This window comes from Gymnodinialimonas mytili, assembly GCF_037544085.1.
GTDB lineage: Bacteria > Pseudomonadota > Alphaproteobacteria > Rhodobacterales > Rhodobacteraceae > Gymnodinialimonas > Gymnodinialimonas mytili.
In genome coordinates, this window is record NZ_JBBIFW010000001.1 from 347961 (window position 1) to 361427 (window position 13467).

11 protein-coding genes and 1 tRNA gene are annotated in these 13467 nt (G+C 60.2%); 10 read left to right on the top strand and 2 right to left on the bottom strand.

What is annotated here, in order from left to right; genetic code table 11:
• Positions 1 to 555 precede the first annotated feature (555 nt).
• The 3 genes from V8J82_RS01775 to V8J82_RS01785 all read left to right on the top strand — a co-directional run bounded on the left by V8J82_RS01775 (position 556) and on the right by V8J82_RS01785 (position 4618).
• Positions 556 to 2415 carry a glycoside hydrolase family 9 protein gene (locus V8J82_RS01775; RefSeq protein WP_339971518.1) on the top strand — a complete coding sequence of 620 codons (1860 nt, stop codon included), beginning with the start codon at positions 556 to 558 and terminating at the stop codon, positions 2413 to 2415.
• Positions 2416 to 3014: 599 nt separating this feature from the next.
• Positions 3015 to 3659, top strand: coding sequence for a PEBP family protein (locus V8J82_RS01780; RefSeq protein ID WP_339971520.1), 645 nt, complete (start codon positions 3015 to 3017; stop codon positions 3657 to 3659).
• A complete protein-coding gene (locus V8J82_RS01785) occupies positions 3656 to 4618 on the top strand; it encodes a YHYH protein (RefSeq protein ID WP_339971522.1) in 963 nt (320 codons plus the stop codon). Before V8J82_RS01780 ends, V8J82_RS01785 begins: the two co-directional genes overlap by 4 nt.
• 557 nt (positions 4619 to 5175) lie before the next feature.
• On the opposite strand, the gene V8J82_RS01790 is transcribed toward V8J82_RS01785, so the two are convergent.
• Positions 5176 to 5265: transfer RNA gene (locus tag V8J82_RS01790), tRNA-Ser, on the bottom strand.
• Between the two features lie 216 nt (positions 5266 to 5481).
• On the opposite strand from V8J82_RS01790, the gene V8J82_RS01795 reads away from it, so the two are divergent.
• From V8J82_RS01795 to V8J82_RS01825, 7 genes are all read left to right on the top strand, one after another.
• On the top strand, positions 5482 to 6483 hold the full coding sequence (locus V8J82_RS01795) for an SPOR domain-containing protein (protein WP_339971524.1): 1002 nt from the start codon (positions 5482 to 5484) through the stop codon (positions 6481 to 6483).
• 7 nt (positions 6484 to 6490) lie between these two features.
• Positions 6491 to 7672 (top strand): D-alanyl-D-alanine carboxypeptidase family protein, encoded by a 1182-nt coding sequence (locus tag V8J82_RS01800; RefSeq protein WP_339971527.1) that lies wholly within the window; start codon positions 6491 to 6493, stop codon positions 7670 to 7672.
• Between the two features lie 228 nt (positions 7673 to 7900).
• On the top strand, positions 7901 to 8527 hold the full coding sequence (tmk, locus tag V8J82_RS01805) for a dTMP kinase (RefSeq protein ID WP_339971532.1): 627 nt from the start codon (positions 7901 to 7903) through the stop codon (positions 8525 to 8527).
• Positions 8528 to 8757: 230 nt separating this feature from the next.
• Entirely contained in the window at positions 8758 to 9879 is a 1122-nt protein-coding gene (locus tag V8J82_RS01810; protein WP_339971534.1) for a DNA polymerase III subunit delta', read from the top strand.
• 6 nt (positions 9880 to 9885) lie between these two features.
• Entirely contained in the window at positions 9886 to 10689 is an 804-nt protein-coding gene (locus V8J82_RS01815) for a TatD family hydrolase (protein ID WP_339971536.1), read from the top strand.
• On the top strand, positions 10690 to 11487 hold the full coding sequence (locus V8J82_RS01820; protein WP_339971538.1) for an MBL fold metallo-hydrolase: 798 nt from the start codon (positions 10690 to 10692) through the stop codon (positions 11485 to 11487).
• On the top strand, positions 11488 to 12414 hold the full coding sequence (locus V8J82_RS01825) for an AEC family transporter (RefSeq protein WP_339971540.1): 927 nt from the start codon (positions 11488 to 11490) through the stop codon (positions 12412 to 12414).
• Here the strand turns inward: V8J82_RS01825 and V8J82_RS01830 are convergent.
• Positions 12411 to 13451 (bottom strand): Hint domain-containing protein, encoded by a 1041-nt coding sequence (locus tag V8J82_RS01830; RefSeq protein WP_339971542.1) that lies wholly within the window; start codon positions 13449 to 13451, stop codon positions 12411 to 12413. The genes V8J82_RS01825 and V8J82_RS01830 overlap by 4 nt on opposite strands.
• Between the last annotated feature and the right edge of the window lie 16 nt (positions 13452 to 13467).

Sequence of the window (13467 nt, forward strand, 5' to 3'; positions counted from 1 at the left end):
AAGAAGCGATGACGATCGGAGGCGTTGCCGCCTGTGGTCTCAACAGCGTTACGCATGACCTACCGCGATTATTCGCACTCGGGTGTATGTTTTCGAACAGGAGCCAGCCGGCTGAGAAGCATTTCCAGGGTTCTCGCCTGTCCATGCCTTAATGATGTCTGAGTCGAGTTGTTCCGACTTCTCTGTCTTTCACTTTACGAGAAGCGCGTACCCGAAACTGCTGGGAGACGATTCTCGCGGGGACAAATCGACAATCCGGTGACGCAAGCGCGGGTCGAGCGCGCGCAGTCGCGGCGTTGGGCATCACCTTGAACTATCGCCCGAGGGCGCCATTGGCGTGTGAAAATGACCGCACTGCTGGACCGAAACCGTTCGTTGACGCAGCCAATCCGCCGACCCACGATTTCCTATCTGCATGATCACTGGGCGCAGAGCCCCGCCTTGGCAGCAGGTTTTTGCGCACTGGCTTGCGGAAGCGCATTAGTGGTCGCGCAGCATCTGCGTTGAAGACATACACGAATCCACTGGTGACGCAGCCCTCGAAAGGGATTTCGTATGACAGAGCTTCACGCACGCACGACGCCTAGCCCCAAGCCAGATACAACCACCGAAACAGAGCAACGCAATACGGTATCCACGGAAATGAACGTGGAAATTCCGACGCTTAGCTTTGAGGTTGGTGATACCTGGAATGGTGGTTTCATGGGCAAGATCACCATCAGGAACACCACGGACCAAACCATAGAAGACTGGTCTTTGGACTTTGACACGACCGGCTTTGCGATCCGCGGCGCATGGGGTGGTGATCTTGATATTCACGGGAATATGGCCAGCCTCGAAGCGAAGGGTTGGACAACCGATATTCCGCCCGGCGCGTCGATCACGTTCGGCTTCTCGGCCGTTGGCGCTCCGCCCTCGGATCTGGGCAGCCTCGCGTTTTTAGCAAATATGGAAGACGGCAGCACGATCACGGTGCCGGAAAACGCGACACCTTTTCCAGCGATCAAAGAAGACGACGGGGTGACATTGCCAGTCGGGGGCGAGAATGGTGCGCCCTTTGGTGTCGCCGATTACGATGCCGTCCTCAATAAATCCATGCAGTTTTACTACGCCAATTACGCGGGCGACCTACCAGACGATCACCCGATCTCGTGGCGTTGGGACTCAACGCTTGATGATGGCGAAGAGGTCGGGCGCGATCTGTCCGGCGGCATGTTCGACGCAGGCGATCACGTGAAGTTTGGCCTGCCGATGGCTGGCACTGCGACGACCCTCGCCTGGGGCGGTCTGGAATTCGAGGATGGGTATAAAGAGACCGGCGCCTATGATGCGCTCGGCGATCACTTGCGGCAGCTCAACGACTATTTCCTGAATGCCTATGACGATAATGGCACGGCAGATCTGTCCGACGACGTATTCCATGCGCAGGTGGGCGACGGCAATGACGACCACGCTTTTTGGGGCGCGCCCGAGGACATGTTGATGGACCGTCCGGTCTATTCCCTCGATGCAGAAAACCCCGGAACAGAGGTCACCGCGCAAACGGCCGCCGCAATGGCGTCCGCATCCATGTTCTTCCGCGAGCAAGGCGATACGGCCTATGCCGATGAGCTGCTAGACAATGCGATTCAGCTGTTCGAATTCTCAGAGACCTATCAGGGCAAATACACCGATACCGTCACCGATGCCGCACAATTCTACGGCTCTTGGGGGTATGAGGATGAACTCTCATGGGCCGCGAACTGGCTCTATCAGGCGACCGATGATGAAGCCTATCTGCAGAAATCCATCGATTATTACGTTGATCCGAATACATATTTCGCCTTTGGTTGGGAGAATATGAGCAATGGAGCAACGCTTTTGCTGGCGCAGCAGACAGGGGAAGAGCGTTATATCGAAGATCTGAACCAGCATTTGGATTATTGGCTGAACGACATCACCACCACGCCCGGAACCGACACCAATGATGGTTTGGCATGGGCCGATGAATGGGGATCGAACCGCTATGCGGCCAATACATCGCTTCTGGCCACCGTTCATGCAAAGCACCTGGCCGAGACCGATCCCGAGGGCAATTCAGACCGGGTGGAGGATTTGTTGGATTTCTCTACCGATCAACTGGATTTCATGATGGGCGACAATCCGGATGAGCAAAGCTTTGTGGTTGGCTTCGGCGAAGACTTCCCGCTGAACCCGCATCACCGCGGCGCATCTGGCACGACCCATGTCGGAGATTCGGCACCAAACGCCTACATTCTTCATGGCGCGCTGGTCGGTGGCCCGGACCAAGATGGCAGCTACGAGGATGTGCGCAGCGACTACATCGCGAACGAGGTCGCAACGGATTACAACGCTGGCTTCTCGGGCGCACTGGCAGGCGTCTATGAAAGCTTGGTCGACGACAATTGGATGTAGCGCCGCCGATCAGGACATCTAGTTCAGGGGCCTGTCATCACACCAAGCTTTGAGTGTAATCCATGGCGGATGTTTGTGTGATCCAACACGGACATCCGCATTCATGACGCTCGCATCGAAACGATCCTAATCCACCGCCCTGAGATCAAGTCATATTGGAGCGCCAATTACTTGAGAAAGGGCGGTGAGCTTTACAAATCGTGTCTGAGTTTGTCTTCAATCAAACCTGCTCAATCCAAAAGATCCCTGCGTCGATCCGTCTACAGCGCTCGCGCAGTGGATGTAGTTCTGACCGCACCTCACCATCTCGCGCGCCACAATGGGCATGGTTTTCAAACGAAACGCGTGACGACGCAAATCGGTGTGCCTGGCTATCGCTCGCGAAGTATTCGCTTCGTTTGGTCGTCACAAATCCATCCCGCCAGGTCGAACGCATGGATCGACCAAAACTCGCGTATCCGGACTGGTTTTTGACAGTGTGCAATAGCTGGCAACAGGAGGGTGCTACGACGTCGCAATTGGCATAAGCGGGCCTCCGCGCGACGGAAATCAACACCCACGACGTACAACACTTGTCTGATTGTGAAGGAGAGAAACCGTTGTTCAGATTTGTAGTTGCTTCCGCACTTTTGGTGACCACCACCACCTCGGCCCTGCATTCCGAACCTTTTACAGCGGATGTCTGGGCCGACAATTGGTTCGAGATGCGCATCGACGGACTGCAGGTGGCCGAAGACAGTGTTCCGATCACCACCGAACGCTCTTTCAACGCCGAACGCTTCACCTTCGATGCCGACCGGCCCTTCGTGATCGGCCTGGTGGCGATGGATTTCAGGGAGAATGACACTGGCCTTGAATATATCGGGACCCAACGCCAGCAGATGGGCGATGGCGGTGTCATTCTTCAGATCCGTGATGCAACCGGCGCTCTGGCTGTGGTCAGCGATGCGGATTGGCGATGCCTGGTGATCCATACTGCCCCCACCGACACGTCTTGCGAGGACGAGGCCAGCCCCATCGCTGGTGAAGGCGCCTGCAGGTTCGAAGCAATGGCCGAGCCCGAAGGTTGGGATAACGCCGATTTCGATGCGTCCTATTGGCCTGCCGCGACCATCCATTCCGCGGCTGCTGTGGATCCGAAGGATGGCTACGATGACATCACATGGGATCCTTCAGCCGCCTTCATCTGGGGCCCCGATCTGGAGCGGAGCAATACGGTGCTCTGCCGGGCAGTCGTCGAATGACGCATCTGACCTCATTCCTGGCACTCGGCCTCCTGAGTTTGAGCATGCCGGAAACCGCCGCAGCCCATGGCGATCATTGCCCCGCAATCGCAGCCTCAGTGGCGGAGGCGGGGTTTGACGACAGCGTCACCGTCACCTGCACCGATGATCATGCAATGATCTCCTCAGATACTTATCCGGACCATGACCTGATGACCGGCATTGTGGGCACCAACGAACAGGTGCCGGTACCGGCGGAGTATACCGCCCCAATCCTACTTGACCCCGAACTTGGAGACGTGCCGCTCACGCGAGATGCCGCTCTGGGTGTCGCCGTCAACGGAGTGCCGATCTACGACTATACTGCAGGAGGCGAGATGACGGAGGCCGATTTGGTCCATCACCAAGCACAGCACGATACTTTTCAGACAGGACAACTGGACATATGCGGCGGCCATGCCGGGCGAGGTGACGACTACCACTATCACATGGCGCCCACTTGCATGATCGAGCAGATGGCCAATAGCGGCCCGGATGCGATCATAGGTTGGGCCTTTGACGGCTATCCGATCTATGGCGATACCAACCCAGATGGGTCCGCTATTGCTGAGGGCGATCTGGATGTCTGCAACGGTCAGCCCGATGAGACCTTTGGCTACCGTTATCATACGTCTCCGGACGCACCTTACATCGTACAATGCCTGATGGGACAAGTTGTCGAGTTTGATCGTCTTCCGCGGGTTCGCCCACTCGAAGCCGCGACAGGCGAAGCGGTTTCAACGGGACGCCCACCCAGCGGCGGGGTCGAAAATCTTACCTTCGTGCAAAACGAAGATGGTCGCCGAAGCATGGATTATACATATGAAGGTGAAAGCTACTACATCCGCTATGCTCCATCGGGTGAACCCGGTTGCTACGACTTCTCGACGAGAACCATTACAAACGGCGGCGACGTGCTCACTGGGGAATTCTGCCGATGATTGCGGCAACTCCGAAGGCTGCAGTCAATCTGCGCGATGTGTTTAGCCCCGGGAAAACCAATCCGAAATGCAGTAGTTCGTAATGGCCCTGCCGTTCCTTAGGATCGTCTGCGCCAAACGCTTCCCCTAAGTAGGACGGTCGATCTTTTATGCCGACGCGCAATGTAGCCTGCGAGTTTCAAGACGGTTCAGAACTTGCGTTCTATCACGAGTTCTTTCGTGTCGGATTTCGACTTAACCAAACACACATTCACAACAATGATCGCAAAGGCGATCCAGGCGATCGCAGTTCCTAGGCTTCAACAATTTGGCTCAACGCCCGATCTGTCTTGCTGCTGGCGCCCCTTTCCCGGTCAGCATGCACGCTGATTGTTTCAGTTTCACGCGATTCAGCGCAGAGATACCGGCATGAGAGGCTTCCCGGTCTCGCGATGCGCGCGGCGAAAGATCCCGCGTTCTGTGTAGCAAATCCAGTGGATCTAAAGCCGTCGCGAGTACCAGAACGTCCAATGTTCCTGTGGCATCAGCAAGTTTCGAGACGGTGATTTCGACAAGCATGGCGGAGGAGGTGGGATTCGAACCCACGGTACGCTTTCACGCACGCCGGTTTTCAAGACCGGTGCATTCGACCACTCTGCCACTCCTCCGGCGGGTCGGTTCGTTGGCGATACCTTCGCCTGTGTGATTCTGAAACCCGGTTGCGGCGCCTTCGTGAACTTCGCGTCTTTTCAGATGCGAATCGCTCGGGTATCTTCAAATCAATACAGGTGCGCCCAGCAATCTGCGGCGCGGCCCGGCAACGACCGGATTGACATAAAAACCCGTCAGCAATGGACGGGATCAGAGCGCAGAGAAGAGCAGTGATGACCCCATTTCGCACCACGCCCCGACTCCGTTTGGCACTTGTGCTGGTTCCGATGATGGCCCTGACCGCCTGTATGGAAGAAGGCGAATTCAACTTCGGTTCGCGCAACGCCGATGCCGATGGACCGGCCCCGATCGGCGCCACTCGGCTGGTGGAGCGCGATGTAGAAGCCCCTGAAATATTTGAAATAATGGATGAGGGCCTGTGGGATGGCCGCCCGTCGCTCGGCGGCGTTTGGGTGGCCCATCCAACAGTCACCGACCCCGAGCGCGTGCTGATCCGCAACGAGGAAAACGGCCGCTTCGTGATCGGCGCATTGTTCCGCCGCGAACGGGACAATCCCGGTCCGGAATTGCAATTGTCGTCAGATGCCGCTGCAGCCTTGGGTGTGCTCGCGGGCAACCCGACCATGCTGAACGTAACTGCCTTGCGTCGTGAAGAGACCACAGGTGCGGAAGAGGCCGCGCCCGCGGGTGACCTAACAGCCGAAGCAGTGGCCGCTACACCCAATGGTGGCATCACGGCAACACCTTTAGACAGCCCCGCTGAAGTACCGGCCGACACGATTGCGGTCGCCGCCGCAGCCATCGCCGAGGTCGAAGCCACCCCGAATAGCGAACCGGTGACCTCCGCCAGTGCCGTCTTGGCAAGTCTATCGTCCAGGGCTGACGCTCCACTGCCTGAGGCATCCGCCGTCGTTGAACAGGAAGCTACCCCAGCCCCAACACCCGCCGCGGCACAACCGGCTGCGACACCAGTCAGCGCGCTGGACCGGCCTTATGTTCAGATCGGGATCTTTTCTGTGCAAGAAAACGCCAACAATACCGGGCAGGCCTTGCGCGGCGTCGGGCTGGAGCCCACAATCTATGATCAGTCGAGCAACGGTCGCCAGTTCTGGCGCGTCGTCGTCGGACCCGCTGACAGCGTGGCCACGCGCGATGCGATTGTCGAAAACGTCCGGCAGCTTGGCTTCGATGATGCCTATTTCGTGAGACGCTGAGGTTTTTATGCCCATAACGCTGTTCAGCCGAGCCGCCGCGACCCTGATCGCGGCGGTTTTTGTTTTTGCCCCCCTCCCCGTTTCGGCCCAAGGTTTTCAGACCCAGGCCCGCGCGGCCTATATCTATGACCACGGGTCCGGCCAGGTCCTGTTTGCTCAAAATGCCGATGAGGCACTTCCACCTGCCTCCATGTCAAAGCTGATGACATTGTTGATGACGTTCGAGGCGTTGCGGGACGGACGCCTGACATTGGAGACCCGCTTGCCGGTCAGCGAACATGCGATGTCATTTGGCGGCTCGACCATGTTTCTAAACACACAGGATCGGCCAACCGTCGAAGAATTGGTGCGGGGTGTGGTGATCGTGTCGGGGAACGATGCGTCGGTGGTGTTGGGGGAGGCTCTGAGCCCCGATGGGACGGAAGCCGGGTTTGCCGAGATGATGACCCAACGCGCGCGGCAATTGGGGATGATGAATTCCACATTCGTCAACGCGTCGGGCTGGCCCGCCGACGGACACCGAATGTCAATGCGAGACCTTGGGATCCTGGCAGTGCGCCTGATCGAGGAGTTTCCGGAATACTATGTCTACTTCGCCGAAACTGAATTCGACTATGAAGAGCGCAGCCCTGCGAACCGGTTCAACCGCAACCCGCTTTTGGGAATGGGAATCGGCGCGGATGGTTTGAAAACCGGGCATACGAACGAAGCAGGCTTTGGTCTTGTCGGCTCGGCCGTTCAGGGGGACCGCCGGGTGACTTTCGTGATCACCGGTCTGGCCTCCTCCGAAGCGCGCGCCACTGAGGCAGAGCGGATCGTGAATTGGGGCTTCCGGCAATTTGTCATGCGTGATGTGGTGGAGGCAGGTATCGAGATCGCTCAGGCCCCGGTCTTTCTGGGCGAGACGACCAGCGTTGGTCTGGCGCCGTCGGAGGGGATCGAGATGCTGATCCCTGCTTTGTTGGATCCAGAAATCGAAGCAACGCTGACCTATTCGGCGCCGATTTCAGCCCCTGTCGCCGAAGGCACGGTGGTGGGCGAATTGCATGTGGTGCAAGCAGTCCATGGTTTCGAAGCCCGTGTTCCAGTGGTGACGATGGCCGATGTCGCGCGAGGTGGGCCGATGGTGCGTTTGGGCGCCGCCTGGAGCGATGTGATTGGCCGCGTGGCTGGAACACCCGACAGCTGAAAAGGGTCACCAGCCTTGTGAGCCAGGCTCTCCCGCCCATCTCGGCCTTCGGCCTGCAATGGTTGGGCCCGGCGCGCCGGGCGGCGCTAGGGCTTACGCCCCTGCCCCGCGTCGGCGCGACACCGCGTTGCTCCAATCCAAACGCCGATGGATCAGGTGGGTTGCCCTTCCCGAGCGACCCGTGCCATGCAGATTTTCAACGACATTTCATAGGTTAGGCATCCACTGATGGCCACGAATAACGGCCTGTTCATTAGCCTCGAGGGCATTGACGGTTCCGGGAAATCCACCCAAGCTCGGCAGCTTGCAGAATGGTTTCGCTCGCTTGGGCGCGACCCTGTCTTGACCCGTGAACCGGGCGGCGCACCGGGTGCGGAGGATATCCGGCGTCTGTTGGTTGAAGGAGATCCCAACCGTTGGAGCCCGGAGACTGAGATTTTGCTATTCACCGCCGCGCGGCGCGATCATCTTGAGAGCACCATTCGCCCGGCCCTAAAGGCCGGGCGCGATGTGATCACTGACCGGTTTGCGGATTCCACGCGGGTTTATCAGGGCGCCACCCGCGGTGATCTGCGCAATATCGTTGATCAAATTCACGCCACGACCATTGGGGTGGAACCCGACCTGACCCTGATCCTAGACATGGACCCCGCCATCTCGCTCAGCCGCGGTCTGGCGCGCGGCTCAGGGGAGGATCGGTTCGAGGAATTTGGGCTTCCCTTTCAGCAGGCGCTGCGGCGCGGATTTCAGGACCTGGCCGCGGCGGAGCCCGAACGGTGCCATTTGATCGACGCGGATGCAGATCCAGATCGCGTTGCCGCTCGCATTCGTGACGTTGTGCAAACACGCCTCTGACGCCCTTATCTCACGCGTAGACACTGGTCCGGACCATATCGCGTAATGGTCCCACGAACGGATCGAGCATCTGACGCCGCGTCTCGCCGCTAACGTGGCGGAATCGGTGCCTCAAAATCCCTCCTTCCGAGCGACGCGCGTAGGGGGCCTCGCTGGGCGATTTGCGAAGCAAAGCGCAAACTCTTCCGACCGCCCTGCCCCCCGGTCAAACTGCGTGCTACACACAGCCCATGTCCGATGACGTCCTACCCGAATCCGACCGTAACGGGGATGCCCCACATCCACGCCATACACGCGATCTGTTCGGTCACTCCGCCGCCGAAGCTGATTTTCTCGCCGCAGCACAGTCCGGGCGCCTGCCCCACGGCTGGCTTCTGACCGGACCAAGGGGCGTCGGCAAAGCCACCTTCGCCTGGCGCGCAGCGCGATTTCTGTTGGCCACCCCGCCGGTCGATGGGGATGGCCTGTTCGGCGCGCCGCCGCCGCCCACCTCCCTGGACATCGATCCAGACCATCCCGTTGCAACCCGGCTGCGCGCTTTGAGCGAGCCGGGATTGTGCCTATTGCGCCGCCCCTGGGACAGGGAGGCCAAGCGGCTCAAGACCCAGCTTACGGTGGATGAGGTGCGCAACCTCAAAGGGTTTTTCCATATGTCTGCGGGCGGGAATCGTCGCGTCGTGATTGTCGACAGCGCCGATGAGATGAACGCCTCGGCGGCCAATGCGCTTTTGAAGGAGTTGGAAGAGCCGCCCACAGGTGCGGTCTTATTTCTGATCTCGCACCGTCCATCGGGCCTGCTGCCCACGATCCGCTCACGCTGCCGGACCTTGCGGTTCGGCCCGCTCTCTGATGGCGATCTCGCCTCGGCGCTCGTCCAGGCGGGCGCAGCACCGCCGGATGGCCCGGCCCTGGCCACCCTGGCCGAGGGTTCGGTCGGGGCCGCATTGCGGTTGATGGCCGATGGCGGCCCGGCGCTTTATGGCGATCTGGTGGCGCTGCTGGGCAGCCTGCCGGATATGGACCGCGTTGTCGCGCTGAAACTGGCCGAGGCGACGGCAGGGCGGCAGGCAGAGGCGCGATTTGATCTGACATTGACGCTGCTCGACACTGCCCTGGCGCGCGCCGCCCGTATCGGCGCCACGGGGCTGACGCTGCCCGAAATCGTGCCGGGAGAAGCCGCCGCCCTCAACCGGCTGGCCCCGTCCCCCACCCATGCGCGGGCTTGGGCGGATCTGGCCGCTTCGCTCACCGCCCGGGCACGCCAAGGCAAAGCGGTCAACCTTGACCCCGCCGCGCTCATCTTCGATATCTTCCTCGACCTGGACCGCACCGCGGCCCGCCTTGCCGCGTGACGGATCATGACCCAGCCCACAATCGTCGACAGCCACTGCCACCTCGATTTCGACAGCCTCTCCGACGAGTTGCCTGAGGTGATTGCCCGCGCACAGGCGGCGGGCGTCACGCGGATGGTGACGATCTGCACCAAATTGCGCACCGCATCGCAGGTGCAAACCATCGCCGAGGCCCATGCGCCGGTTTTCTGGGCCGCTGGCACGCATCCGATGTCGGTTTTGGACGAGCCGATGGCCACCTTGGACGAGTTGACGAGCTTGGCCAAGCATCCAAAGTTCGTCGGCATCGGCGAGACAGGGCTGGATTACCACTATACCGCCGACAGCGCCCCCGCTCAGCAAGACAGTCTGCGCCTGCATATCGAAGCCGCGCGGAAGACGAATCTGCCGCTGATCATCCATTCCCGCGACGCGGATGAGGATATGGCGCGCATCCTGACCGAAGAGCATCGCGCAGGCGCTTACAATTGCGTCATGCATTGCTTCAGTTCGGGCGCCGCCTTGGCCGAAGCCGCGCTGGATCTGGGCTTCTATCTCAGCATGTCGGGCATCGCCGCCTTCCCGAAATCCGGGGCTTTGCGCGACATCTTTGCCGCCGCCCCGCGCGACCGGCTGCTGCTGGAAACCGACAGTCCCTATCTGGCCCCGCCGCCCCATCGCGGAAAGCGCAACGAACCTGCATTTACCGCGCTGACCGGTCAGATCGTCGCCGAGGCGTTTGGCATGGGTTATGCAGAGCTGGCAGCGCAGACCAGCACCAATTTCGACCGGCTGTTCTGGAAGGCCGTCCCTGGCCAGAAGGCCGCCTGAATGGGTCAGGTGAAGGTCACCATTCTGGGCTGCGGATCCTCGGGCGGCGTGCCGCGGCTGGGCGGTTTGTGGGGCGAATGCGATCCGAACAATCCCAAGAATATGCGCCGCCGATGCTCGATCCTGGTGCAGCGCGAGGGCGCGGAGGGCACCACCAATGTCCTGATCGACAGTTCACCCGATCTGCGCGCGCAATTGCTGGATGCCGGGGTCGGACGGCTGGACGCGGTGCTTTACACCCATCCCCATGCCGACCATGTCCACGGGCTCGATGACCTGCGGATGATCGTCTTCAACATGAAGGCGCGCTTGCCGGTCTATGCCGATGGCGCCACCCAAAACGATCTGGTCAGCCGGTTCGGCTATGCGTTCGTGCAGCCACCGGGCTCGGCCTATCCGCCAATCCTGGATCTGCATTCCATCGACGGCGATGTCACGATCGAGGGTGAAGGTGGCCCGATCACCTTCACGCCGTTCGAGGTTACCCATGGCAATATAGATGCGCTTGGCTTTCGCATTGGAAACCTGGCCTATTTGCCCGATGTCTCTGACATTCCCGATGAGGTCTGGCCGGTTTTGGAGGGGCTCGATTGCTGGATCGTCGACGCGTTGCGGCGCACGCCCCATCCCAGCCATAGCCACCTGGACAATACACTGGCCTGGATCGACCGTGCGGCGCCGCAACGCGCTGTGCTGACCAACATGCATATCGATCTGGATTATGAGCGCGTGCGGACCGAGACACCCGATCATATCGAACCGGCCTATGACGGCATGGTCGTGATCACCGACATCTGAATGCTCGACTTGCTCGCCATCGTTGTGCCGGTCTTCTTGGTGGTGGGGGCTGGGTATCTTGCGGTTTGGCGCGGGCTGTTCAAAGACAGCGCCGTGGATGGCTTGATGGTTTTCACCCAGAAATTCGCCATCCCTTGCCTCTTGTTCACGGCCATCGCAACGCTGGATCTGTCGGCGGAGTTCGATCTGTGGCTGCTGGTCAGCTATTACGGTGCGGCCTCTGCCTGCTTTGCCTTCGGCGTGCTGGCCGCGCGTGCGTTGTTCCGGCGCCCTTGGCCCGACAGCATCGCCATCGGCTTTGCCGCGATGTTTGCCAATTCCGTGCTTTTGGGGCTGCCGGTGACCGAGCGCGCCTTTGGCACCGGCGCGCTAGGCCCGAATTACACGATCATCGCCTTCAATGCCGCCTTCTGTTACCTCGTTGGCATCACCACGATGGAGATCGTGCGGGCTCAGGCCAAAGGGCTGCAATTGTTACGCACCGTGGGCAACGCGATGTTTCGAAACGCGTTGATGATCGGCATCGGGGCGGGTTTTTTGGTGAATTTCAGCGGCCTGCCGATCCCCATTGTCGCGCAGGATGCGTTGGATCTGATGATCCGAGCCGCGCTGCCCGCCGCGCTGTTTGGTTTGGGTGGGGTGCTCTACCGCTACAAACCCGAAGGCGATGCAGGCACCATCGTGTTCCTGTGCGGCCTGTCGCTGTTGGTTCAGCCGGGCCTGACCTATGCGCTGGGTGCGGTGGGCGGACTGACAACCGGCCAAATGCGCTCTGCCGTGGTAACGGCCGCCATGGCGCCCGGGATCAATGCCTATATCTTCGCCGATATGTACGGTGTGGCCCGACGCGTCGTTGCTTCAACCGTCCTGATCGGCACCGGATTGACCATTCTGGGCGCGGCCTTCTGGTTGGCGATCCTACCTTAGGCCGCGACGAGGATCCGCGCCTCGCGCGCGGTGAGAGACAGGTGCGAGATACATCTGCGCGACAACGGTCCCAAATCCGGGAACCGGGCCATCAACTCCGCCTCTGCTGCCGCACCAATTGTCTCACGCGCAATCTCGCCGGGATGGAGGCTTTCGGCCTCGACCCCTTCGGCGAGAAGCGTCCGATGTGCGTCAAGCAGCAAGTGGTAGTAGGTGACCTCACCGCCTTCGACCACCGAGACACCCGCACGGCCCAGGAAATGCGCGGCGGGCACCCAAACGGCATCTTCGCCGAAATACAACTCGGCTCGCCAGCCGGACAATCGGATCCGATGCTGACGCGACACCCACAAAGGGCGCGCATTGCCGAGTGCGCCCCGCGCGAATTCCACCGGTGCCAACCGCCCCTCCGCCGGAAAGCGGCTGCTGCCGATCCACCGGATCGGCTCGGCCCCGCCCTCGCATGTGATCACCAGATCACCCGCACACAAATCTTCTATCGCCACCTCGCCATTTGGCGTCGCAATCCGTGTGCCTGCCACAAAGCAAATCGGTGTCGCATAGGTGGGTGCGGCAAACGACGGTCCCTCTTGCGATCCCGTCACGGTCAGCGGCTGCCCGACCGGGGGGAAGCCGCCTTGCGGCCCGATGAATGCCAGACCCTCTACAGTGGCATAACCGGGGCTTCCGGTTCGAAAGTTGAAGGCGACCAATTGGTAGCTGTTGCCGTCAGGGTCCGTGACGGTGATGCCGAACTCCGCCTCCACCACCGTACCCGGCGGAAAGGTCTCGAAGACGCCGGGCTCGGTTTCGACGGTTTCGGAATTCACCAATTGTTGGCCTGAGTCGTTGTCGGCGAAATCAGTGTCGTTGTCATTGATCTCAATGGCCTGCCAGGCATTGGAATTCAGCGTGATCGTGGCGTTATCCAAGTGGCTGCCATCGCCCTGGGTCACACCATCAAGACCATCGCCGCTTGCGGTGACGCCGGTCACACTCATCAAGGCTTCGGGCAGCATATAGATCGTAAACGGCATGGCGATCTCGGAAGGA